The organism is Bacillus sp. FSL K6-1006 (assembly GCF_038593175.1).
Taxonomy (GTDB): domain Bacteria; phylum Bacillota; class Bacilli; order Bacillales; family Bacillaceae; genus Bacillus; species Bacillus safensis.
On record NZ_CP151970.1, the window covers coordinates 633,678 to 656,522 of the forward strand.

A 22,845-nucleotide genomic window follows, 5' to 3' on the forward strand; every position below is an offset into this window, starting at 1 on the left:
TGATGGTTTTCAGGATATTAATGAATGTTTGTGCTTCAAACTTTTTAAACCAGTCTTCTACCCACATGTCGCTTGTTTCTCCTCTTTCTCATAGAATTTTATTCATAATCCCTCTTCAAAATCGCATACATAAACACATCATCAAATCCATTCTGACCAAGCTCATACTCCCGCAATAAACCCTCTCTTACAAAATCAAAGTTCTCCAATAATTGAACAGAGGACATATTTGCTGGATCAATGATTGCTTCAATCCGGTTCAGGTTCATCACCTGAAATCCATATCGTAACACCGCAGCAATAGCTTCGCTCATGATGCCTTTTCTCCAATGATCGTGGTGTAATTCATAGCCAATTTCGGTGCGGAGGTGCTGTTTTTCTAAATTGAGAAATCCGCAGCTGCCGATGATGGCTGGATTGTCTTTTAGAGAAATGCCCCAGCGGATGCCTGTTTGTTCATTGAAGATGTCGTCATACCACTTGATTTCTCCTTTTGTGTCTTCAATCGTTTCATGAGCATCGATTCCCATGTAGCGGCACACGGTTTCATTGGATAAATAGATATGCATATCCTCAGCGTCTTCGGTCGTCGCTTGTTTTAAGATTAGTCTTTCGGTATGTATTGTTGGGAATGTTTGTGGAAAGTTGATTTTGTTCATTTGGTTATCCTCCATGAGATATCTTTTGTTCTGTACATGCCTTACAATAAAAAACCCCTTCATTCCTCAGCCAAGCCTTCACCTCTGTCATTCCTTTTCTTTTTGGATAGACCAGCTTGACGTACACTTCTTCGTTTCCTTCTATCTTTTTCTGACAGCTAGCACATGCGGGTTCTTCAAATAGAAACAATCGACGTACATATTTCTTCCATTATATCAAATGTTCGACATAATCTTTGCGGCTCGTTCTTCACTTTCTCTATTTTTATCCGACATATGCTAAGTAAAAGAAATTTCCATTTGTTGAAACCGTTTGAGAGAAAGCTTGCTCTAACAGGTGTAGGAGGTGTGAATGAGATGAAGCAAGTGCGTCTAATTAAAAAAGCACAAAAAGGGAATGTCCCGGCATTTGAGAAATTAATGCTGATGTATCAAGAGCGTTTATATAAAACGGCTTTTCTCTACACAAGAAATAAAGAGGATTCGTTAGATGCTGTTCAAGAAACGGTCATTAAAGCGTTTAAGCATCTATCAGGATTAAAAGAACCGGCGTATTTTTCTAGCTGGCTGACGCGGATTTTGATTCATACGATTTTTGCGATGAAGAAAAAGCAGCAAGATGTTGTTCCGTTTGAACAGCATCATGAGAGCGTTGAGCGACATGATTTTTTAGAAGACAAGCTCGATTTAAAACATGCACTTGAAGTGTTAGATGAGCAATATCAGCTCGTGATTCAGCTATTTTATTTTCAAGATTATTCAATTTCGATGATTTCTGAGCAGATGGGTGTGCCTGAAGGAACGGTTAAAACTCATTTGTATCGAGCAAGAAAGTTATTAAAGCAAACATTGGAGAAGGAGGAGAGTGTCGATGGAACGAAAAGAAATGAAAAAGCTTTATGATGAGATTGATGTACCAACAGTTGAAGTGACCTCTGCGATTCGCCAAGCCATTGGGGATGTGAAAGCGGAACAGAAAAGACATTGGTTCAATTGGAACTGGAGAACGCCAATATACTCTGCCATTGTTCTCATCGTCCTTTACTTTTCATCAGGTTTCCTTTTTCCTTCTCTTAATACAGCGATGGCACGTGTCCCGATTATTGGGCAATTTTATATGATGTTTCACGATAAAGTAGGAATGGCTCTTTTTCAGAGTGATTTGGTGAAACATGTCAATGAGGGGGCTGAATCAAGAGGAATTACTGTGAAAGTAAACAGTGTATACTATGATGCCGGGCGTCTTGTTTATACGTTTACTGTCGATCATTTGAATACAAAGGAAGATTCTGTACCATTCATCGTCAGCAACTTAGATCATATAAATGAAAATTTCCGACCGAGTTACGACAATCAGGAATTGAAAAAATTAAAGGATGGCCGATATGTTGGACAAATGGAAGTCTATACAAATGGACAGACAATTAAGCAAGGTCAAAAAGCCCCACTCGTCATTTCAAAAATTGGAGATATTGTAGGGAATTGGCGTTTTGAATTACCTGTGGTCAAGCAAAAAACCACCTTACTAGCGGGACAAAAAGACGTGTTTATTTTAAATGGACGTTATCAAATAAGAAATGTAAAGGTAGAAAATGGAGTGAATGGCTCTGCTATTCAATATGCCATTGATTACAATGGTTTTGCCAAAGATGATAAAGTTAGTATACATGGGATGAAAGATAATTTAGGAAATGAGTATGAGCTTGAGATTGGAACTGTTTTAAGGAAAAAACAACTGACTTCTGATAAAAATAGAAAAGAACATTTGACGATTTTGAATCAGCCGATCAATCCAAAGGCGACCGAATTGACATTTGACACATCTGTGGATATCGAACGAGAATACAGCCACATCATTCCTCTCAAGACAAAGCTGCCTGTTCAGTTCAAAACAAAACACCATGGCATCGGAATCAAAATCAATAAGATAAAGCAAAAAGACCGTTCTGTGATTGTTGATTATCAATTTACTGGAGTAGATCGAAAAGAATTAGATCAGGATGTGATGGAGAATATAGGTGAATTCATTGGATTAGGCGATGTTGAAAAGATGAAATCATGGCCCGATCCACAAGCAGACTATGAAAACGGATATTACTTGAAGGGGAACAATGCGAAGGTAACCAATTTGAAGTCAGCTTCGATGCAATCCACCTTTGAATTTGATAATAAGGAGTTAGAGACTTTATCATTAAACCATTTTTCATTTAAGGATTATGGGCTTTATCTTAATTTGTCAGATTTGAATCTGTTGGCACCGCAAAAAGAAATAACGGTAACCATTCCAGTCAAAAAAGAAACTTCAAAAGCTAGTCAATAAATAAGAGAGCGAACATGATTACACATGTTCGCTTTTTGTCTGTTGTTCCACCAGTCGATGACGATTGAACGAATACCGAATCAACATCAACGCCACAAAACTAGCTAATCCACCAATCCAACTTAAATTCGTTACATTTGTATACTGAATAATCACGCCGCCCATAGACGATCCGAGCATCATGCCGATGTTCATAATCGCTGTATTAAAGCTCAGCACGGTTTCTGATGCTTGGGGTTTAAGGGAGATCAGATAGTATTGCTTCGCTGGTGTTGTTGTCCATGTGGCGATGCCCCAAATGGCGAGTGTGATCAAGACGCTAATTGTAGAGAATTGCGTAAAGAATAAGGCAAAGAGAGCGAACATCTGGATCATAATGCTGATCGAGATGGTTCGGTTTGGTCCCCATTGATCAACGGCGAAGCCGCCAAAGCGTGAGCCAATAAAAGCAGAAATTCCTAAGACGAGCAAGGCCATGCTTGTCATTTCAAGTGAAAAGCCGGCGGTCTGTCGCAATAAAGGAGAGATATAAGCAAAGACCATCGTGTAGCCTAAAATCCAAAAGGCCGTCGTGGCTAAGCCGCTGATCACTCTGCGGTCTTGAAGAATGTGTAATTGCTGCTTCAATGGCAGATGTGAATGTCCCTCTATGCGTGGCAGCAATTGATAAAGAAGCAAGAAGAGACAAGCAGTACCTAGTGCAATGATGAGAAAAATATAGTGCCAATCCACATAGCCCGATAAAAATGTTCCAATCGGCACACCAAGTACGAGTGAAACGGTGAATCCAGTGATGACAGTCGCCATTGCACTTCCCTTTTTTTCTGGCGGGGCGATCTGCGCTGCATAATTCGTGGCGACGACAATATATAAGCCGCCGCTCATGGCCATGATGACGCGAGAGAGCAGGAGCAGCACAAAATGATGGCTGAAAAAGGCGAGCATATTGCCTAAAATAAACACAAAAATAGCTGATAACAAAACCTTTTTTCGGTTCAGCTTCGACGTTGCCATGACTAAAAAGAGAGCGCCTACTGCATAAAAAAGAGAATAGACAGTGATGAGCTGTCCGGCAGCAGGAATGGAGATGTGTAAATCAACAGCAATGATATCTAGAATGCCGGACACGACGAATTCTGACGTGCCTGTGACAAATGAACCGACAGCTAAAAGAATAATCAATAGCTGATGAGAGGTGTTTTTCATTTTGAACCCTTCCTTCATGTTGATACGTTGTCTTTAGTTTAAATTCCGTGCTAACATAAGTAAAATTGATGTTTTTCATGAAGGAGATGAGTAAATACTCATGAGCTTTGTTCGCTTTGATATTATTGCAAAAGTTGTGGAGCTTGGCAGTTTTACAGCAGCAGCTGAAGCATTAAATATGACGCAGTCAGCTGTCAGTCATGCAGTGGCGAATGTAGAGTCAGAGTGGGGCGTGTCTTTATTCATTCGCGACCGAAAAAAGGGCATTATGCTGACGGACATTGGTCAGACCCTTCTCCCGCATATTAGAGAAGTGTTAAATAGAGTCGAGAAGATCCAGCAAGAAATTGCATTAACGAAAAATATTGAAACAGGCTTGATTCGTATCGGCACATTTGCCAGTGCCTCTGCTTGTTTATTGCCTAAGCTGCTTGTGAGCTATCAGAAAAAACATCCAAAAATCGAATTTAAATTCTATGAGGGAACGTATGAAGAAATATTGGAGTGGCTGGATTCTGGCATCATTGATGTTGGATTTGTTGTAAAAGGCCATGCGGATGAAGCCTTTGATTTACTGCCACTTATCAAAGATGAGATGGTGGTCGCCTATCACCCAAATCATCGATATGAACAGCAGCCCATTGTAGATATAACAGATTTGGCAGATGAACCATTTATTATGCCGACTGGCATGTATCAATCACATGTAGAGGATATTTTTTCGGAGGCGCAAATGAAGCCTTCTGTTTTATTTGAAGTACATGATTGTACGACCATTGCCCGTATGGTCGGAGAAGGACTTGGTGTCACGATAGGTCCGGAGTTATTTTTAAAAACGCAGCAGCTTGTACACATACGTCAGTTGAATGTCTCTCATCATCGTGAGGTTGCGCTCGCTTGTCCGTCTCTCTCTCAAGCTTCACCGGCAGTGAAAGAGTTTTTCCATGTAGCCGAAGCGGTTTTTGCAAAAGAGAAGGATTTGGGGAAGGGTGTATAAAGAACTAGATGTGATTTTCCAAATTCGTGTAATAAGACGAATGAAGCGGACATTTCTTTGAAAAATGTTCGCTTTTCGTATTGTGTTTTAAAAATGAAGTTGGTACAATAGACACAGAAATCAAATAGATAGAAGTCGTATAATCGCGGGGATATGGCCCGCAAGTTTCTACCAAGCTACCGTAAATGGCTTGACTACGTCAATTCACACTCGTTTGATATAAATCATGCATTGTTCTTGTTTTATGTCACAGTCTGAATTCACATATGTAGTCAAGCGTCCCAAAACTGTTGGGGCGTTTTTTATTTGACTTGTGAATGGGACAGACTAAAGCAAAAGGACATGAAGGGAGTCAGTTGGCTTGAAACAGTTTTTTCAGTTTGATGAGTTAGGTACGAATTACCGCAGAGAAATCATCGGTGGTTTAACCACATTTTTGTCGATGGCTTATATTCTGTTTGTCAATCCGATCACACTTGCATTAGTGTCGGTACCGGATTTTCCAGATAAATTACGTATTGATCAGGGAGCAGTCTTTACAGCGACGGCGTTAGCTTCTGCTGCAGGGTGTATTCTGATGGGATTGATCGCCAGGTATCCGATTGCGATAGCACCCGGTATGGGTCTGAATGCGTTCTTCGCTTTTTCGGTTGTGCTTGGTATGGGCATCAAATGGGAAGCAGCACTTTCAGGTGTGTTTGTTTCAGGATTGATTTTCGTTGCTCTTTCTTTAACAGGTTTCCGTGAAAAAATCATCAATGCCATTCCGGCTGAGCTGAAGCTGGCAGTTGGTGCAGGTATTGGTTTGTTCATTACGTTTGTCGGTCTGCAAGGCTCTGGCATTATCGCCAATAATGATAATACGCTCGTTTCGATTGGGAACATTCATAGTGGTCCTGTCCTGTTAACGGTGTTTGGTATCGTTGTGACGGTTATTTTAATGGTTCTTCGAGTGAATGCAGGTGTCTTCATTGGAATGCTTGTGACAGCTATTGCTGGGATGATCTTTGGTCTTGTGCCAGTACCATCTCAAATTGTGGGAAGTATTCCAAGCTTGTCCCCAACCTTTGGTCAAGCCTTGATTCACTTGCCAGAAATTTTCTCGATTCAAATGCTTGTCGTGATTTTAACGTTCCTATTCGTTGGGTTCTTTGATACAGCTGGTACACTTGTGGCTGTGGCAACGCAGGCTGGTTTAATGAAAAATAATGAGCTGCCTCGTGCAGGAAGAGCACTCTTGGCGGATTCTTCTTCTATTGTTGTAGGTTCTGTTCTTGGTACATCTACAACAACATCTTATGTTGAATCAAGCTCAGGTGTAGCTGCTGGTGCGCGTTCTGGTTTTGCAGCGGTCGTCACAGGTATTTTCTTCTTGCTTGCAATGTTCTTCTCACCGCTTTTATCCATCGTTACATCGAATGTGACAGCACCTGCTTTGATCATTGTCGGTGCACTGATGGTCGCTCCGCTGGCGAAGATTGCATGGGATCGTTTTGAAATTGCGGTACCAGCGTTCTTAACGATGATTATGATGCCACTGACATACAGTATTGCAACAGGGATTGCGGTTGGCTTTATTTTCTACCCAATCACCATGATCTTTAAAGGGAAAGCGAAAGAAGTGCATCCAATTATGTACGGGTTGTTTGTCATCTTTATTCTATATTTTGCTTTCTTAAATCATTAATTGAACATCCGAAACAGCAGCTCATAGAAGCTGCTGTTTTTTTGTTAAAAAAATCAAAACATAGTTGACTTATAGGAATTATGTGTTTATGATAAAAAGACATAATTCGCTGATTGGATCACCAAAGGCGCTTTGATTTCCTTTTTTAATAGAGGGTTTCAGGGTGCCTTTTTTTCTTGCAGACATTTAAAAGGGGAGGAGATGTCTTTTGTCACGCTGGCTTAGACAGGTGATTGAACGAAAAAAGCAGGTGCTGATTCAAAAGCTCCTTTTATGGGGGCATGAAGAAAAACAGGAAGCGCTCATGCATTATACGATTCATGAGCTGGAAAATGAGGTTCTCTATTTAAAAGAGCGAAAACAAAAATAGGGGGATGAGCGATGGATGAACAAAAGCTGAATTACATTTTATCTGCTTTAAAAGGGATTGACTATGGATCAGTGGTCATCACCATTCATAATGGACATATTACACAGGTCGATACGACCAAAAAGACTCGGTTCCCCGCTCATCAGGAGAATCTCCGGGTCCAGCAAGGAAATCGGAGTCACTATCGTTCTTGACGGATTTCAACATGGTAAAAAGCTGATGGAGGCCGTCAGCTTTTTTGTTTTGTCTTATTTAAAACCTCTGCTGCCTTTTATCCGTCTATTCGTATGAACGTCGAGGAATCTTGACTGAATAGAGAGACTCCGCTACTTTAAGAGGAGTCATCCGAACAGATCATTTACTTGAGCCTGTAAGGATTGGATAGGAGTTGATATGAGATGTTAGAGAAAGATCAAGATCAGGGGACATCTGAAAAGAAAAATGAAGAGTCATCAATAGATCAAGAAACAAGGCAATCCCGCCTCAGCCGAAGCGCTGCAAAACGTGGAAGAACCTCAAAGTCAGCGGATGATGGGCGTTCAGCTATCCAGCGTATACTGCAAGGTGCAGGAGGCGCGTTTAAGCGTTACGGTTCATATGGACTGGCGATGTTAAAATCACCGAGCCGGGCCATCAATCAAGCGGAAACATTGCGTATGAAGTACGCCTGGATCTCGATTGTGTTATTCAGCGTGTTTTTTGCTTTAGGAAACTATGTTCAATTAAAGGCGTCAAAGACCCGTTTATTAGGCTTTGGCATTCATTATTCTTTTGGCGACGCCTTTTTGAAGGTAGCGGTCTTTACACTTATTTTGTTGACATTAATGATGCTTACCGTCTGGCTGCTCGGAAAGTACATGCTAAAAGGAAACATATCACTGAAAGAAGTGATCATGAAGTTTGGTGCTGCGCTTGTGCCGGTTTTGGTTTTATCCATCCTTTGGCTTGTATTTGCCATGCTGAATATTCCATATGTGACCGTCATATTATCCGTGATGATGTTTGTCGGTCTTCAGTTGATTGCGGTCGTGCTCTTTCGCTCGATTCAGTCGGAGCGTGATGCCGAACGAGGAGATTTGATGTATGCGGGCTGGGTCTTTTTATTGGTTGAGCTTGTCATTATTGCGCTGCTCTGGGGCATAGTCGGGGAGTATTTGATTCCATCACTTGTTCCTGTTCGATTTGGATAAAACACACTGAAAACCTCCTTTTTTGAAAAAGGGGGTTTTCATGTTGAGAAGAGAAAAAAACGGGTAAACTCTTGGTAACAAACACCATCCTTGTTGTCGAAAGATATATGTGTTTTGATCGCGTAAATTTGATTGTATCAAGGTATGTTCTCTAGTAGAATATGGGGTGCTTTATTTGATTTTTTAGTGCAGGGGGTTCGAATCGTGCTTCAACAACTTTTATCCAATGCGTTCACCATGGTTTTAATCATTTTAGTGATTAATATTGTTTATGTTTCTTTTTCCACCATGCGTTTAATTTTAACAATGAAAGGCAGACGGTACGCAGCTGCTTTTGCGGGTACGATCGAAATGCTCATTTATGTCATTGGATTAAGTATCGTTCTAGATAACTTAGATCAAATACAAAATGTCATTGCGTATGCCCTAGGTTATGGAATGGGGATCATTGTCGGGATGAAAATTGAAGAGAAGCTGGCACTTGGCTACACAACTGTTAACGTGATCACAAAAGAATTGGATGTCGATCTCCCAAGACAATTGAGAGAAAAAGGATATGGTGTCACCAGCTGGGTAGCAGGCGGTCTTGAAGGAGACCGGACAGCATTGCAAATTTTAACACCGAGGAAATATGAACTGCAATTATATGAAACGATTAAGACGCTGGATTCAAAGGCGTTTATTATTTCATATGAGCCCAAATCGATTCACGGCGGCTTCTGGGTGAAGGCTGTGAAGAAAAGGAGAATTAAAGAATGACCGCAAAACCAAAGAAGAAAAAATTCTATGTGGAAGACAACATGACGATTGATCAAGTGTTGTCCCAGATGGCAGCGGAAGGCTACTCGCCTGTCCGTCGAATGGAGGAACCGATTTTTCAAGAAAAGAAGGAAAATGGGTCGATTCAGATCATTCCGATTGGGAAAAAAATCGTATTTGAAGGAAAAATAGTCTAAATCCGAACATTAAAACGACGACTTCATAGATTGTTCGATAAATCCGTTGACATCATGAACATCCGTTGTTAAGATAAACATGAAATCAAAACACGAGCCTCATATAATCTTGGGAATATGGCCCATAAGTTTCTACCCAGTTACCGTAAATGACTGGACTATGCAGGATAGTGAACAAAACTGACATGGCAATTCAAAAGCGAACAGCGCTTACCATGGCCCGGTTTGTGTTGCTTCCTAACAATGCAATACAGACCGGGTCTTTTTGTTCGGCGTTTGACAAGCTGCTTAGGTTTGGGAAGCGTGTCAAACGATACAAAATCGAATAACAGCTTAAAGGTGGGGACAAAATGAAGCCGCTTGTAGGTGTCATCATGGGAAGTACATCTGATTGGGAAACAATGAAAAATGCGTGCGACATCTTAGAGGAATTAAACATTCCGTATGAAAAACAGGTGATATCCGCACACCGGACACCTGACTTGATGTTTGAATATGCGACTGAAGCAAGAGGTAAAGGACTAAAGGTCATCATTGCCGGTGCTGGAGGCGCAGCACATTTACCGGGGATGGTCGCAGCAAAAACGACACTGCCGGTCATTGGTGTGCCTGTACAATCAAAAGCACTAAACGGGCTGGATTCCTTATTATCCATCGTTCAAATGCCAGGCGGTGTACCAGTTGCTACAGTAGCAATTGGCAAAGCAGGTGCAACAAATGCAGGCCTTCTTGCCGCACAAATGATTTCAGCATTTGATGAAAAGGTCGCAGCTCGTCTTGAAGAAAGAAGAGAGCAGACAAAACAGACTGTACTAGAAAGCAGTGATCAGCTTGGCTAAGCAGACCATTTTTCCAAACGCAACCATCGGGATCATTGGCGGCGGACAGCTTGGCAGATACATGGCTGTCAGCGCAAAGCAAATGGGGTTCCGGGCAGCAGTTCTAGATCCAGTCGCACAATCTCCTTGCGGACAGGTTGCCGATAAAGAAATCACAGCCGCATATAGTGATCTTGAAGCGATTCGAAAGCTGGCAGAAATCAGCGATGTGGTGACTTATGAGTTTGAAAATATTGATTATGATGCACTCAATCAGCTGAAGGAAGAAGCCTATTTACCACAAGGAAGCGACCTTCTTCTTCTAACTCAAAATCGTGAGACCGAGAAAAAAGGAATTGTAGACGCAGGCTGTGAAGTAGCGCCTTACCGCATCATTCATGATGAAAAAGAGCTGGAAGATGCAGTGGACGTGCTCGGTTTGCCAGCCGTGCTGAAAACATGCAGAGGCGGCTACGACGGAAAAGGACAGTACGTCATGAAAGAAAAAGGACAGCTTCAGGAAGCAGCTGCACTGCTTACACATGGAACTTGTATTTTAGAAAGCTGGGTTCCATTCCAAATGGAGCTATCAGTGATCGTTACTCGTTCTGTTCATGGAGAGATTGCAGTATTCCCAGTCGCTGAGAACATTCATAAGCATAATATTTTGTTCCAAAGCATTGTGCCTGCAAGGGTAGAGAACCGCATTCAGGAGAAGGCGAAAGAACTGGCAACAACACTGGCTGAAAAGCTGGGGCTGGTTGGTACTCTTGCTGTAGAACTGTTCCTGACAAATGACGGAAAGCTGCTCGTCAATGAACTGGCACCGCGCCCGCATAATTCTGGTCATTATACGCTTGATTTATGTGAGACAAGTCAGTTTGAACAGCATGTCCGCGCTATATGTGGTTTGCCGCTTGGCGGTACAGCCCTTTTATCAGAGGGAATGATGGTGAATTTATTAGGCGATGAAGTGGACATTCCAAAAGAGCATCCTGAGCTTCTCAATGAAGCGAAGCTTTATCTATATGGAAAGCATGAAGTAAAAGCCGGCCGCAAGATGGGGCATATGACGTTTATGAAACAGCTCGATGATGAGTGGATGACAAACATCACAAAGATATGGACTGAAAGAGATGGAGGAAACGGGAAATGATCGAACGTTACGCACGACCAGAAATGTCAGCAATCTGGACAGAGGAGAACAAATTTAATGCATGGCTTGAAGTAGAGATTCTCGCTTGTGAAGCTTGGGCAGAGCTTGGCGTCATTCCGAAAGAAGACGTTGTGACCATGCGCAAGAATGCAAGCTTTGATATTGGACGTATTTTAGAGATTGAACAGGACACGCGCCACGACGTGGTTGCCTTTACGCGTGCTGTATCTGAATCTCTAGGAGAAGAAAGAAAGTGGGTTCATTACGGGTTAACATCGACAGACGTAGTGGATACGGCGCTTTCATATCTATTAAAACAGGCGAACGATATCCTGCTCAAGGACATTGAGAGATTTGTTGACATACTAAAAGAAAAAGCAAAAGAGCACAAATATACCGTCATGATGGGCCGTACACACGGTGTACATGCTGAACCGACAACATTTGGCCTGAAGCTTGGTCTTTGGTACGAGGAAATGAAGCGTAACCTAGAACGTTTTAAACAAGCAAAAGCTGGTATTGAATACGGCAAAATCTCTGGAGCTGTTGGCACATATGCGAACATCGACCCGTTTGTTGAGCAATATGTATGTGAGAAACTTGGCATCAAAGCTGCACCAATTTCAACCCAAACCTTGCAGCGTGACCGCCATGCAGATTACATGGCTACTCTAGCTTTAGTCGCAACGAGCATTGAGAAATTTGCTGTTGAAATTCGTGGTCTTCAAAAGAGTGAAACACGTGAAGTAGAAGAGTTCTTTGCAAAAGGACAAAAAGGATCATCAGCGATGCCGCATAAGCGTAACCCAATCGGCTCTGAAAATATGACGGGAATTGCCCGCGTGATTCGTGGATATATGCTGACAGCTTATGAAAATGTACCGCTTTGGCATGAGCGTGACATTTCTCATTCATCTGCTGAGCGCATCATTTTACCAGATGCAACGATTGCACTGAACTATATGCTCAACCGTTTCTCAAACATCGTGAAAAACTTAACGGTTTTCCCTGAAAACATGAAGCGCAACATGGACCGCACACTTGGCTTAATTTACTCACAGCGCGTTCTTCTTGCATTAATCGATACAGGCATGGCACGTGAAGAGGCATATGACACGGTTCAGCCAAAGGCAATGGAAGCGTGGGAGAAACAAGTGCCGTTCCGTTCATTAGTAGAAGCAGAAGAAAAAATCACGTCACGCTTAACACCTGAACAAATCGCTGACTGCTTCGATTACAACTATCATTTGAAAAATGTCGATATGATTTTCGAACGTCTAGGTCTTGCGTAAGAAATGGGCCGCCTGCTTGCCAGGCGCCCAATCCTGAAAATTGCCAACATTCAAATTAGGAGGCCAACCTGAATGACTGTGAAACAAGAACTTCTCTACGAAGGCAAAGCGAAAAAAATCTATCAGACCGATGACGAGCATATTTTATATGTCGAATATAAAGACTCAGCTACAGCATTTAACGGCGAAAAGAAAGCCGAAATCGAAGGTAAAGGCAGACTGAACAACGAAATTTCGAGCTTAATCTTTCAAATGCTGCATGAGAAAGGGATCAACAATCACTTTGTGAAACGTCTTTCTGAAACAGAGCAGCTCATTCAAAAGGTGCAGATTGTTCCGCTTGAAGTGGTTGTACGTAATGTAGTGGCAGGCAGTATGTCAAAACGCCTCGGCATTCCAGAGGGAACAAAACTGGACACACCTTTGATTGAGTTCTACTACAAAGATGATGCACTCGGTGATCCGCTCATTACAGAAGATCATATCCGCATTTTAGATGCAGCGACACCAGAGCAGGTCGAGGAAATGAAAACAATCACAAGACAAGTGAATGAAGAGTTAAAGCAAATTTTCTCAGACTGCCATGTGAATTTAATTGATTTCAAGCTTGAATTCGGAATAGATCACGAGAATCGTATTTTGCTAGCTGATGAGATTTCACCTGATACGTGCAGGCTTTGGGACAAAGATACAAACGAAAAGCTTGATAAAGACGTGTTCAGACGAAACCTGGGCGGCTTAACGAATGCATACGAAGAAATTTTCAAAAGACTTGGAGGCCATAAACATGTATAAAGTGAAAATTTTTGTCAGCTTAAAAGAGAGCGTTCTTGATCCACAAGGAAGTGCGGTGCAGCACGCTTTGCACAGCATGTCTTATCAGGAAGTAAAGGATGTCCGTATTGGGAAATACATGGAGCTTGTCATTGAAAAATCAGATCGTGATTTAGACACAGTCGTCAAAGAAATGTGCGAAAAATTACTTGCCAACACGGTGATTGAAGATTACCGCTATGAGGTGGAGGAGGTTGTCGCACAGTGAAGTTTGCAGTGATCGTCTTGCCTGGCTCTAACTGTGATATCGATATGTACCATGCGATTCAAGATGAGCTAGGTGAACAAGTTGAATATGTATGGCACGACGAAACGAGTCTTGACGGATTTGACGGTGTACTCGTACCAGGCGGTTTCTCTTATGGGGATTACTTAAGATGTGGTGCGATCGCCCGCTTCTCAAACATCATGCCGGCGGTGAAAAAAGCAGCTGAGGAAGGGAAACCTGTTCTTGGTGTTTGTAACGGGTTCCAAATTCTTCAGGAGCTTGGCATTCTTCCGGGTGCGATGAGACGAAATAAAGACTTGAAATTTATCTGTCGTCCAGTTGAACTCATTGTAGAAAACAACGAAACGCCATTTACAAGCGGTTATCAAAAAGGCGAATCCATTAAGATTCCTGTAGCGCACGGTGAAGGCAATTTCTACTGTGATGAAGACACTCTAGCGAAGCTCATTGAACGCGGCCAAATCGCTTTCACTTATGGAGACGATATTAACGGCAGTGTGAATCGTATTGCAGGTGTAACGAATGAAGAGGGCAATGTACTCGGCATGATGCCGCACCCTGAGCGCGCGGTTGATTCATTACTAGGCAGCGCAGACGGACTTAAATTGTTTCAATCTATCGTGAAAAATTGGAGGGACACTCATGTCACTACTGCTTGAACCAAGTCACAAGCAAATTAAAGAAGAGAAATTGTATCAGCAAATGGGATTGAGTGATGAAGAATTCGCTTTAATCGAATCCATTATTGGCAGGCTGCCAAACTACACAGAAACGGGCATTTTTTCTGTCATGTGGTCAGAGCATTGCAGTTATAAAAACTCAAAGCCTGTTTTAAGCAAATTCCCGACAAAAGGAGAGCACGTCCTTCAAGGTCCTGGGGAAGGCGCTGGAATCGTTGATATTGGAGACAACCAAGCGGTTGTATTTAAAATCGAATCACATAACCATCCATCTGCAATTGAACCGTATCAAGGAGCGGCGACAGGTGTCGGCGGAATTATCCGTGATGTATTCTCCATGGGTGCGCGTCCAATTGCTGTATTAAACTCTCTTCGTTTTGGTGAACTGACTTCACCGCGCGTGAAGTACTTGTTTGAAGAAGTAGTGGCAGGGATCGCAGGCTATGGAAACTGTATCGGAATTCCAACAGTCGGCGGAGAGGTTCATTTCGATCAAAGCTATGAAGGCAACCCGCTCGTAAATGCGATGTGTGTTGGATTAATCAACCATGAGGACATCAAAAAAGGGCAGGCAAAAGGTGTCGGCAACACGGTCATGTACGTTGGTGCCAAAACGGGACGTGACGGGATTCACGGTGCAACATTTGCATCTGAGGAATTTTCTGATGAATCAGAAGAAAAACGCTCAGCTGTTCAAGTCGGTGATCCGTTCATGGAAAAACTGCTGCTTGAAGCGTGCCTTGAAGTCATCAAAAACGATGCACTCGTTGGAATTCAGGATATGGGAGCGGCTGGCTTAACAAGCTCAAGTGCTGAAATGGCGAGTAAAGCAGGTTCTGGTATCGAGATGAATCTAGATCTCATACCGCAGCGTGAAACAGGCATGTCCGCATACGAAATGATGCTGTCTGAATCTCAAGAAAGAATGCTTTTGGTCATTGAAAAAGGCCGTGAACAAGAAATCATTGATATTTTTGAAAAATACGATCTTGAAGCGGTATCAGTCGGTCATGTGACAGACGATAAAATGCTTCGTTTACTTCATCAAGGTGAAGTGGTATGTGAGCTTCCTGTTGATGCACTTGCAGAAGAAGCGCCGGTTTATCACAAGCCGTCAAGTGAGCCTGCATACTATCGTGAGTTTTTAGAAACAAAAGTTGAAGCACCTGCTATCGCAGATGCAGCCGACACGTTAAAGCAGCTCCTTCAGCAGCCGACAATTGCAAGTAAAGAATGGGTTTATGATCAATATGACTACATGGTTCGGACAAATACAGTCGTTGCACCAGGCTCCGATGCGGGCGTTTTAAGAATTCGCGGAACGAAAAAAGCCCTTGCGATGACAACCGATTGTAACGCACGTTATCTTTACCTTGATCCAGAAGTCGGCGGGAAAATCGCAGTGGCAGAAGCAGCACGCAACATTGTGTGCTCAGGCGCTCGTCCGCTTGCAGTAACAGATAACCTGAACTTCGGTAACCCAGAGAAACCAGAAATTTTCTGGCAAATAGAAAAATCTGCTGACGGTATTAGCGAAGCATGCCGCAAGCTAAGCACACCAGTTATCGGTGGTAACGTCTCTTTATATAACGAATCAAATGGAACAGCGATTTACCCAACACCAGTCATTGGAATGGTTGGTTTGGTCGAAGACACAGCTCATATTACGACGCAGTCGTTCCAGCAGGCTGGCGATGTGATTTTCATCATAGGTGAGACGAAGGAAGAATTTGCAGGCAGTGAGCTTCAAAAGATGACAGAAGGCCGTATTTACGGAAAAGCACCGGAAATTGATTTGGATGTAGAGCTCACGCGTCAGGAAGCCCTTCTTGCTGCGATTCAAAACGGACTTGTTCAATCAGCACACGATGTGTCTGAAGGCGGTCTTGGTGTTGCACTTGCTGAAAGTACATTTGGAACAGATGGTCTTGGCGCTCATATCCAAATTGATTTAAACAGCGAAGCTTCATTATTCAGTGAAACTCAGTCACGTTTTGTCGTCACAGTGAAACCAGAGCACCGCGAAGCATTTGCTGCGGCTGTCAAAGATGCGAAAGAAGTTGGAACGGTCACAAATGATGGTGTATTCACTGTCAAAAATCAAGAAGGACAACAATGGATTCATGCAGCGGTCAACGAGCTTGAACGCGCATGGAAAGGAGCGATCCCATGCTTGCTGAAATCAGAGGCTTAAACGAAGAGTGTGGCGTCTTTGGGGTTTGGGGACACGAAGAAGCCCCGCAAATCACATATTACGGATTGCATAGTCTTCAGCACCGCGGACAAGAGGGTGCGGGAATCATTGCAACAGATGGTGAAAACCTGACGGCACATAAAGGCCTTGGACTGATTACGGAAGTCTTTCAAAACGGTGAGCTAAAGGATCTGAAAGGCAAAGGAGCGATCGGACACGTTCGGTATGCGACAGCAGGCGGAGGCGGCTTTGAAAATGTGCAGCCCCTCTTCTTCCGCTCGCAAAACAACGGCAGTCTTGCCCTTGCTCATAATGGGAACTTAGTGAATGCAACGCAATTAAAGCAGCAGCTAGAGAACCAGGGGAGTATATTCCAAACATCTTCTGACACTGAAGTGCTCGCTCATTTAATTAAGCGCAGCGGCTATGTTGAATTGAAAGAGCAGATCAAAAATGCCCTGTCCATGCTTAAAGGCGCATATGCTTTCTTAATTATGACGGAAACAGAAATGATTGTGGCACTTGATCCGAACGGCTTACGTCCGCTTTCACTTGGTATGCTTGGGGACGCGTATGTGGTTGCTTCTGAAACATGTGCATTTGATGTTGTCGGTGCCACGTATTTACGAGATGTGGAGCCTGGCGAAATGCTGATCATTAATGATGAAGGCCTGAAATCTGAACGCTTCTCCATGAACATTAACCGCAGCATGTGCAGCATGGAATACATTTATTTCTCAAGACCTGACAGCAATATCAACGGCATCAACGTGCATAGTGCGAGAAAGAACCTTGGCAAAAAGCTTGCCGAGGAAGCGCATGTCGAAGCAGATGTCGTGACAGGTGTACCAGATTCGAGTATTTCTGCAGCAATTGGATATGCCGAAGCAACAGGTATTCCATATGAGCTCGGTTTGATTAAAAACCGTTATGTCGGCCGGACGTTTATTCAGCCGTCTCAAGCATTGCGTGAGCAGGGCGTGCGCATGAAGCTGTCTGCTGTGCGCGGGGTCGTCGAAGGAAAACGTGTCGTGATGGTGGATGATTCCATCGTACGCGGAACTACGAGCCGCCGCATTGTGACGATGCTAAGAGAAGCGGGTGCGACGGAAGTCCATGTGCGCATTAGTTCACCGCCAATCGCACATCCATGTTTTTATGGAATTGATACGTCCACACATGAAGAGCTGATTGCTTCTTCTCATTCAGTGGAAGAAATTAGACAGGAAATCGGTGCAGACTCCATTGCATTTTTATCTGTAGACGGTTTAATGGACGGGATTGGCAGGAAGTATGATGATCCGCAGCGCGGTCAATGTTTAGCATGCTTTACTGGGAAATACCCGACTGAAATTTATGAAGATACTGTTCTTCCGCATGTGAAGGAAACAGCACTGACGAAATAATCGAATAAAGGAGCAGCAGTCAAGATGATTTGATATGCTGCTCTTTCATTCTGCTGAAAATAAATGGAAGAGAAGCAGCTAAAAGGAGTGAATGGGATGTCAGAAGCATATAAAAACGCCGGTGTCGACATCGAAGCAGGATACGAAGCCGTCAAACGAATGAAAACACACGTAGAACGTACAAAAAGAGCAGGCGTCATGGGTGCTCTAGGCGGATTTGGCGGTATGTTTGATTTATCTGAGCTGCCATACAAAAAGCCCGTTCTTGTCTCAGGAACAGATGGTGTCGGAACAAAATTAAAGCTTGCCTTTTTAATGGATCAACACGATACGATCGGTGTTGATGCCGTGGCAATGTGTGTGAACGATGTGCTGGCACAAGGGGCAGAGCCGCTCTTTTTCTTAGATTACTTAGCAGTTGGTAAAGCAGATCCGATAAAAATTGAATCAATCGTCAAAGGTGTGGCTGACGGCTGTGAGCAGTCTGGTTCAGCGCTTGTCGGCGGAGAAACAGCAGAAATGCCGGGTCTTTACACAGAAGATGAATATGATATTGCTGGTTTTTCAGTAGGCGTCGTTGAAAAGGATGAAATCGTGACAGGAGAGAGCATTAAAGAGGGGCACTTGCTTATTGGACTCAGCTCAAGCGGAATTCATAGCAATGGGTACTCCCTCGTTCGTAAAGTATTGCTGGAAGACGCTGGTCTGGATCTGCATCAAACGTATGAACCCTTTACAAGACCGCTTGGAGAAGAGCTGCTTGAACCGACCAAAATTTATGTGAAGCCTGTTCTCAAACAAGTAAAAGCCGGCAAGATTGACGGCATGGCACATGTGACAGGCGGCGGCTTTATTGAAAATTTACCGCGTATGCTGCCTGAAGGGCTTGGCGTTGAGATTGATAACGGCTCATGGCCAGTACCGCCAATTTTCTCCTTTATTCAAGAAAAAGGACAGTTAAAGGCAGAAGAAATGTTCAACGTGTTTAATATGGGCATTGGCTTTGTCTTAGCGGTAAAAGAAGATGACCTTGTCGAAGTGATCAGAGGACTTGAAGAAGACGGAGAGAAAGCCTTTCTCATCGGTCGTGTTCAAAAAGGAGAAGGTGTCACATTCGGCGGTGGAAGCCTCTCATGAAGAAGTTTGCGATCTTCGCCTCTGGAAGCGGGACGAATTTTCAAGCCATTATGGATACATTAAAAAAAGAACAGTGGCAGGCAGAGGCCGCCATTGTGATTTGTGATAAACCAGGTGCAAAGGTGCTGGAGCGTGCTGAGAAAGAGGGCATTCCCTCCTTTGCATTTACCCCGAAGGCTTTTCCGAATAAAGCCGCTTTTGAACAAACAATCATTGAACAGCTTAGGCTGCATGAAGTGGAATGGATTTTCCTTGCTGGGTATATGAGACTGATTGGTCCGACATTACTTGAAGCATTCAGAGGGAAAATTGTCAATATCCACCCATCCTTGCTGCCAGCCTTCCCAGGACTGGATGCCATTGGACAAGCCTATCAAGCAGGCGTCAAAGTGGCAGGAATCACTGTCCATTTTGTCGACGAAGGTATGGATACCGGCCCGATTATTGACCAAGCCGCGATTTATATCGAACAAGGGGAAGAGCTTGAATCGATTGAAAAAAGAATGCATGAACTAGAACACACACTATATCCAAAAGTGATCAAATCACTTTTAGAATTATCTTAATGAGGTGACGAAGGCATGACGATCAAACGCGCATTAATCAGTGTTTCCGATAAAACGAATCTTGTACCTTTTGTGAAAGAATTAACAGAACTTGGCGTTGAAGTGATTTCAACTGGAGGTACACATAAGCTTCTTCAAGAGAACGGCATTGATGTCATTGGAATTTCAGAAGTCACTGGATTCCCTGAAATCATGGACGGACGACTCAAAACACTTCACCCGAACATTCATGGCGGACTTTTAGCAGTGAGAGAAAACGATGAGCATATGGCACAGATTGAGAAGCATGGCATTCAGCCGATTGATCTTGTTGTCGTGAATCTCTATCCATTCAAAGAGACGATATCAAAAGACGATGTGACGTATGAAGAAGCGATTGAAAACATTGATATTGGCGGACCGGGAATGCTTCGTGCAGCATCAAAAAACCACCAAGACGTAACCGTGATTGTCGATCCTCGTGACTATGATACAGTCATTCAGCAAATCAAAGACGGCGGCGTGTCACTAGAGAAAAAGCGTGAGCTCGCTGCCAAGGTATTCCGTCATACGGCTGCATACGATGCTCTGATTGCGGATTACTTAACAAACTTTGTGGGCGAAACAGAGCCAGAACAGTTCACTGTCACGTTTGAGAAAAAACAATCCCTTCGTTATGGAGAAAACCCGCACCAAGCGGCGACTTTCTATGAAAATGCTCTTCCAGCCAAAGGTTCTTTGGCTACTGCAAAGCAATTACATGGAAAAGAACTTTCCTACAACAATATCAAAGATGCAGATGCCGCTCTCCAAATTGTACGTGAATTCACGGAGCCGGCAGCTGTCGCTGTGAAGCATATGAACCCGTGCGGCGTTGGCACAGGAGAAACGATTGCAGAAGCATTTGACCGAGCATTCAAGGCAGATGAAACTTCTATTTTTGGCGGCATTGTGGCACTTAACCGTGAAGTAGACAAACAAACAGCTGACGTGCTGCATACGATTTTCTTAGAAATTGTCATCGCCCCATCGTTCAGCCAAGAAGCGCTTGACGTGTTAACGGCGAAAAAGAACCTTCGTCTATTAACATTAGATGTAGAAGCGGATCTCGGGAAAAAAGAAAAGCAGCTGACAAGTGTCCATGGCGGACTGCTTGTTCAGGATATTGACACGTACGGCTTAGAGGAAGCAACCATCTCTATTCCAACGAAAAGAGAACCAACAGAAGACGAATGGAAAGACTTAAAGCTAGCTTGGAAAGTCGTCAAGCATGTGAAATCAAATGCTATTGTCCTTGCGAAAGATCAAATGACAGCAGGGATCGGTGCTGGTCAAATGAACCGTGTGGGCTCAGCTAACATTGCCATTGAGCAAGCAGGTGAAAAGGCAAAAGGAAGCGCACTAGGCTCTGATGCATTCTTCCCAATGGGCGATACAGTGGAAGCTGCTGCAAAGGCAGGCGTCACAGCGATCATTCAGCCAGGCGGATCTATTCGTGATGAAGAATCGATTCAAAAGGCAGATGAATACGGCATCGCCATGGTCTTCACTGGCGTTAGACATTTCAAACATTAAGGGGATGACAGTGTGAACGTACTAATTATCGGCAGAGGCGGAAGAGAGCATACCATCGCATGGAAAGTGAATCAAAGTGAACTTGTCAGCCAAGTATTTGTCGCACCCGGCAATGATGGAATGACAGATGCTGCGAAGCTTGTACCAATCGACGAAGGCGATCATGAGTCATTAATTCGTTTTGCAAAAGAAAACGAAATCGGCTTAACCATTGTCGGTCCAGAGGTTCCTTTAATCGCAGGTGTCGTTGATGCATTTGAAGAAGCAGGTCTAAAGGTATTTGGACCGAATGCAAAAGCTGCGGTCATTGAAGGCTCAAAGGAATTTGCAAAAGATTTAATGAAGAATTACGATATCCCGACGGCTGCTTACGCTGCCTTTACCTCGTTTGAAGAAGCAAAGGCATATGTGGAAGAAAAGGGTGCGCCGATTGTTATTAAAGCAGACGGGCTTGCCGCAGGAAAAGGCGTCACAGTGGCCATGACGCTGGAAGAGGCGGTCGATTGTCTGCATGATTTCTTAGAGGATGAAAAGTTTGGCGATGCAAGTGCATCTGTTGTCATCGAAGAATTTTTAACAGGCGAAGAATTTTCACTCATGGCTTTTGTCAACGGAGAAAAGGTGTACCCGATGGTGATTGCGCAGGATCACAAACGGGCCTTTGAAGATGACAAAGGGCCGAATACCGGCGGGATGGGCGCTTATTCACCAGTTCCGCAAATTTCAGATGAAGTCGTCCAAAAAGCGGTGGAAGATGTCGTCAAACCGGCAGCTCGCGCGATGGTGCAGGAAGGGCGTCCATTTACAGGCATTTTATATGCGGGCTTAATGCTGACACCAGAAGGCTCAAAGGTGATTGAATTCAATGCACGCTTTGGCGACCCTGAAACGCAGGTGGTTCTCCCTCGTCTTGAATCAGATCTAGTCCAAGTATTCCTCGATATTCTTGATGGAAAAGATGTGGACTTACAGTGGAAAGACACTGCAGCTGTTAGTGTGGTTCTTGCATCAGAAGGATACCCAGAAGACTATGCAAAAGGGACGCCGATCGGTGCCTTGCAAACGACCGTCTCTGATGTCGTGACCTTCCACGCAGGAACAAAAAAAGAAAACGATCAATTCGTCACAAATGGCGGCCGTGTAGCGAATGTGACCGCATTTGACGACACATTTGAAGCGGCAAGATCAAGAGTGTATGAAGCGGTTGAAGAAATCATACAGCCAGGTCTATTTTATCGCCGTGACATCGGTGCCCGTGCGCTGAAGGCTGCAGGGAAGAACGTTTAATCAAAACACCTTTCTATCTGACGAGATGGAAAGGTGTTTTTTGTTCATGAGAAGGGATGATGATTGAATATGAAGAAGTAGTATGGGATGACGAGTTTATGAGGAGGCAGCATGGTCATTCAAGGAATCATTCTATTTGCAATTGTGTTACTTATTTTATTTATACTGTTCTCCAATCTCATCATGTATGAAGCAAGAAAGCAAAACAAAGCCAAAAAAGGCTCAGCCATTAGGTATATGATCATGTCGATTTTTTCTGGTATCGTCATTGTTTCATTTTCCATTTGGATTTTTTTTATTAGCTGAT

25 protein-coding genes and 2 riboswitches are annotated in these 22,845 nt (G+C 43.4%); of the genes, 22 read left to right on the forward strand and 3 right to left on the reverse strand.

What is annotated here, in order from left to right; genetic code table 11:
• Window positions 1-98: 98 nt before the first annotated feature.
• Together NSS65_RS03175 and NSS65_RS03180 are read right to left on the reverse strand one after the other, a co-directional pair.
• The gene (locus tag NSS65_RS03175; RefSeq protein ID WP_061110540.1) at window positions 99-659 is read right to left on the reverse strand and encodes a GNAT family protein; all 561 of its coding nucleotides are present in this window, start codon (window positions 657-659) and stop codon (window positions 99-101) included.
• A gap of 4 nt (window positions 660-663) precedes the next feature.
• Entirely contained in the window at window positions 664-849 is a 186-nt protein-coding gene (locus NSS65_RS03180) for a hypothetical protein (protein ID WP_061110539.1), read from the reverse strand.
• Between the two features lie 167 nt (window positions 850-1,016).
• Between NSS65_RS03180 and NSS65_RS03185 the strand changes: the two genes are divergently transcribed.
• Together NSS65_RS03185 and NSS65_RS03190 are read left to right on the forward strand one after the other, a co-directional pair.
• Window positions 1,017-1,562 carry a sigma-70 family RNA polymerase sigma factor gene (locus tag NSS65_RS03185; protein WP_061110538.1) on the forward strand — a complete coding sequence of 182 codons (546 nt, stop codon included), beginning with the start codon at window positions 1,017-1,019 and terminating at the stop codon, window positions 1,560-1,562.
• Window positions 1,531-2,979, forward strand: coding sequence for a DUF4179 domain-containing protein (locus NSS65_RS03190; RefSeq protein WP_326135359.1), 1,449 nt, complete (start codon window positions 1,531-1,533; stop codon window positions 2,977-2,979). The genes NSS65_RS03185 and NSS65_RS03190 overlap by 32 nt, the downstream gene beginning before the upstream one ends.
• 18 nt (window positions 2,980-2,997) lie before the next feature.
• On the opposite strand, the gene NSS65_RS03195 is transcribed toward NSS65_RS03190, so the two are convergent.
• Window positions 2,998-4,185: an MFS transporter gene (locus tag NSS65_RS03195; protein WP_326135360.1), complete on the reverse strand. Its 1,188-nt coding sequence runs from the start codon at window positions 4,183-4,185 to the stop codon at window positions 2,998-3,000.
• Window positions 4,186-4,285: 100 nt separating this feature from the next.
• On the opposite strand from NSS65_RS03195, the gene NSS65_RS03200 reads away from it, so the two are divergent.
• The 20 genes from NSS65_RS03200 (at window position 4,286) to NSS65_RS03295 (ending at window position 22,844) form a co-directional block, all read left to right on the forward strand.
• Window positions 4,286-5,182 carry a LysR family transcriptional regulator gene (locus NSS65_RS03200; RefSeq protein ID WP_326135361.1) on the forward strand — a complete coding sequence of 299 codons (897 nt, stop codon included), beginning with the start codon at window positions 4,286-4,288 and terminating at the stop codon, window positions 5,180-5,182.
• 115 nt (window positions 5,183-5,297) lie between these two features.
• A riboswitch (purine riboswitch) is annotated at window positions 5,298-5,399 on the forward strand.
• 144 nt (window positions 5,400-5,543) lie between these two features.
• A complete protein-coding gene (locus NSS65_RS03205; RefSeq protein WP_034282847.1) occupies window positions 5,544-6,869 on the forward strand; it encodes an NCS2 family permease in 1,326 nt (441 codons plus the stop codon).
• A gap of 208 nt (window positions 6,870-7,077) precedes the next feature.
• On the forward strand, window positions 7,078-7,239 hold the full coding sequence (locus NSS65_RS03210; protein ID WP_166644707.1) for a hypothetical protein: 162 nt from the start codon (window positions 7,078-7,080) through the stop codon (window positions 7,237-7,239).
• Between the two features lie 11 nt (window positions 7,240-7,250).
• Complete coding sequence (locus tag NSS65_RS03215) at window positions 7,251-7,433, forward strand: YezD family protein (RefSeq protein WP_101676666.1); 183 nt, start codon at window positions 7,251-7,253, stop codon at window positions 7,431-7,433.
• A 204-nt stretch (window positions 7,434-7,637) separates the two neighbouring features.
• Window positions 7,638-8,429 carry a hypothetical protein gene (locus NSS65_RS03220; protein WP_061110534.1) on the forward strand — a complete coding sequence of 264 codons (792 nt, stop codon included), beginning with the start codon at window positions 7,638-7,640 and terminating at the stop codon, window positions 8,427-8,429.
• Between the two features lie 204 nt (window positions 8,430-8,633).
• Window positions 8,634-9,188 carry a DUF2179 domain-containing protein gene (locus NSS65_RS03225; protein WP_024424505.1) on the forward strand — a complete coding sequence of 185 codons (555 nt, stop codon included), beginning with the start codon at window positions 8,634-8,636 and terminating at the stop codon, window positions 9,186-9,188.
• Complete coding sequence (locus NSS65_RS03230; protein ID WP_012009137.1) at window positions 9,185-9,385, forward strand: NETI motif-containing protein; 201 nt, start codon at window positions 9,185-9,187, stop codon at window positions 9,383-9,385. Before NSS65_RS03225 ends, NSS65_RS03230 begins: the two co-directional genes overlap by 4 nt.
• Before the next feature lie 79 nt (window positions 9,386-9,464).
• A riboswitch (purine riboswitch) is annotated at window positions 9,465-9,566 on the forward strand.
• Between the two features lie 169 nt (window positions 9,567-9,735).
• Window positions 9,736-10,224 (forward strand): 5-(carboxyamino)imidazole ribonucleotide mutase, encoded by a 489-nt coding sequence (purE, locus tag NSS65_RS03235; protein ID WP_326135362.1) that lies wholly within the window; start codon window positions 9,736-9,738, stop codon window positions 10,222-10,224.
• Window positions 10,217-11,359: a 5-(carboxyamino)imidazole ribonucleotide synthase gene (gene purK, locus NSS65_RS03240; RefSeq protein WP_280806486.1), complete on the forward strand. Its 1,143-nt coding sequence runs from the start codon at window positions 10,217-10,219 to the stop codon at window positions 11,357-11,359. The genes purE and purK overlap by 8 nt, the downstream gene beginning before the upstream one ends.
• Complete coding sequence (purB, locus tag NSS65_RS03245) at window positions 11,356-12,651, forward strand: adenylosuccinate lyase (RefSeq protein ID WP_024426701.1); 1,296 nt, start codon at window positions 11,356-11,358, stop codon at window positions 12,649-12,651. Before purK ends, purB begins: the two co-directional genes overlap by 4 nt.
• A gap of 72 nt (window positions 12,652-12,723) precedes the next feature.
• Window positions 12,724-13,446 (forward strand): phosphoribosylaminoimidazolesuccinocarboxamide synthase, encoded by a 723-nt coding sequence (purC, locus tag NSS65_RS03250; RefSeq protein ID WP_024426700.1) that lies wholly within the window; start codon window positions 12,724-12,726, stop codon window positions 13,444-13,446.
• Window positions 13,439-13,693: a phosphoribosylformylglycinamidine synthase subunit PurS gene (gene purS / locus NSS65_RS03255; protein ID WP_003214349.1), complete on the forward strand. Its 255-nt coding sequence runs from the start codon at window positions 13,439-13,441 to the stop codon at window positions 13,691-13,693. Before purC ends, purS begins: the two co-directional genes overlap by 8 nt.
• The gene (purQ, locus tag NSS65_RS03260) at window positions 13,690-14,373 is read left to right on the forward strand and encodes a phosphoribosylformylglycinamidine synthase subunit PurQ (RefSeq protein ID WP_034282840.1); all 684 of its coding nucleotides are present in this window, start codon (window positions 13,690-13,692) and stop codon (window positions 14,371-14,373) included. The genes purS and purQ overlap by 4 nt, the downstream gene beginning before the upstream one ends.
• The gene (gene purL, locus NSS65_RS03265; RefSeq protein WP_034282838.1) at window positions 14,357-16,588 is read left to right on the forward strand and encodes a phosphoribosylformylglycinamidine synthase subunit PurL; all 2,232 of its coding nucleotides are present in this window, start codon (window positions 14,357-14,359) and stop codon (window positions 16,586-16,588) included. Before purQ ends, purL begins: the two co-directional genes overlap by 17 nt.
• Window positions 16,564-17,994 (forward strand): amidophosphoribosyltransferase, encoded by a 1,431-nt coding sequence (purF, locus tag NSS65_RS03270; protein ID WP_024424615.1) that lies wholly within the window; start codon window positions 16,564-16,566, stop codon window positions 17,992-17,994. The genes purL and purF overlap by 25 nt, the downstream gene beginning before the upstream one ends.
• Window positions 17,995-18,090: 96 nt before the next feature.
• Window positions 18,091-19,131 carry a phosphoribosylformylglycinamidine cyclo-ligase gene (gene purM, locus NSS65_RS03275; RefSeq protein ID WP_024424511.1) on the forward strand — a complete coding sequence of 347 codons (1,041 nt, stop codon included), beginning with the start codon at window positions 18,091-18,093 and terminating at the stop codon, window positions 19,129-19,131.
• Entirely contained in the window at window positions 19,128-19,697 is a 570-nt protein-coding gene (gene purN, locus NSS65_RS03280; protein ID WP_024424512.1) for a phosphoribosylglycinamide formyltransferase, read from the forward strand. The genes purM and purN overlap by 4 nt, the downstream gene beginning before the upstream one ends.
• Window positions 19,698-19,712: 15 nt before the next feature.
• Window positions 19,713-21,251, forward strand: coding sequence for a bifunctional phosphoribosylaminoimidazolecarboxamide formyltransferase/IMP cyclohydrolase (gene purH, locus NSS65_RS03285; protein WP_268480820.1), 1,539 nt, complete (start codon window positions 19,713-19,715; stop codon window positions 21,249-21,251).
• A gap of 12 nt (window positions 21,252-21,263) precedes the next feature.
• On the forward strand, window positions 21,264-22,538 hold the full coding sequence (gene purD, locus NSS65_RS03290) for a phosphoribosylamine--glycine ligase (RefSeq protein ID WP_046314136.1): 1,275 nt from the start codon (window positions 21,264-21,266) through the stop codon (window positions 22,536-22,538).
• A 111-nt stretch (window positions 22,539-22,649) separates the two neighbouring features.
• Entirely contained in the window at window positions 22,650-22,844 is a 195-nt protein-coding gene (locus tag NSS65_RS03295; RefSeq protein WP_024424515.1) for a hypothetical protein, read from the forward strand.
• The last annotated feature ends 1 nt before the right edge of the window (window position 22,845 follow it).

Bases quoted from the DNA above. Each gene is read 5' to 3' on its own strand.
- NSS65_RS03175 (WP_061110540.1), bottom strand. From the start codon at position 659: ATGAACAAAATCAACTTTCCACAAACATTCCCAACAATACATACCGAA.
- NSS65_RS03185 (WP_061110538.1), top strand. From the start codon at position 1,017: ATGAAGCAAGTGCGTCTAATTAAAAAAGCACAAAAAGGGAATGTCCCG.
- NSS65_RS03190 (WP_326135359.1), top strand. From the start codon at position 1,531: ATGGAACGAAAAGAAATGAAAAAGCTTTATGATGAGATTGATGTACCA.
- NSS65_RS03195 (WP_326135360.1), bottom strand. From the start codon at position 4,185: ATGAAAAACACCTCTCATCAGCTATTGATTATTCTTTTAGCTGTCGGT.
- NSS65_RS03200 (WP_326135361.1), top strand. From the start codon at position 4,286: ATGAGCTTTGTTCGCTTTGATATTATTGCAAAAGTTGTGGAGCTTGGC.
- NSS65_RS03215 (WP_101676666.1), top strand. From the start codon at position 7,251: ATGGATGAACAAAAGCTGAATTACATTTTATCTGCTTTAAAAGGGATT.
- NSS65_RS03220 (WP_061110534.1), top strand. From the start codon at position 7,638: ATGTTAGAGAAAGATCAAGATCAGGGGACATCTGAAAAGAAAAATGAA.
- NSS65_RS03230 (WP_012009137.1), top strand. From the start codon at position 9,185: ATGACCGCAAAACCAAAGAAGAAAAAATTCTATGTGGAAGACAACATG.
- purE (WP_326135362.1), top strand. From the start codon at position 9,736: ATGAAGCCGCTTGTAGGTGTCATCATGGGAAGTACATCTGATTGGGAA.
- purB (WP_024426701.1), top strand. From the start codon at position 11,356: ATGATCGAACGTTACGCACGACCAGAAATGTCAGCAATCTGGACAGAG.
- purC (WP_024426700.1), top strand. From the start codon at position 12,724: ATGACTGTGAAACAAGAACTTCTCTACGAAGGCAAAGCGAAAAAAATC.
- purS (WP_003214349.1), top strand. From the start codon at position 13,439: ATGTATAAAGTGAAAATTTTTGTCAGCTTAAAAGAGAGCGTTCTTGAT.
- purL (WP_034282838.1), top strand. From the start codon at position 14,357: ATGTCACTACTGCTTGAACCAAGTCACAAGCAAATTAAAGAAGAGAAA.
- purF (WP_024424615.1), top strand. From the start codon at position 16,564: ATGCTTGCTGAAATCAGAGGCTTAAACGAAGAGTGTGGCGTCTTTGGG.
- purM (WP_024424511.1), top strand. From the start codon at position 18,091: ATGTCAGAAGCATATAAAAACGCCGGTGTCGACATCGAAGCAGGATAC.
- purN (WP_024424512.1), top strand. From the start codon at position 19,128: ATGAAGAAGTTTGCGATCTTCGCCTCTGGAAGCGGGACGAATTTTCAA.
- purH (WP_268480820.1), top strand. From the start codon at position 19,713: ATGACGATCAAACGCGCATTAATCAGTGTTTCCGATAAAACGAATCTT.
- NSS65_RS03295 (WP_024424515.1), top strand. From the start codon at position 22,650: ATGGTCATTCAAGGAATCATTCTATTTGCAATTGTGTTACTTATTTTA.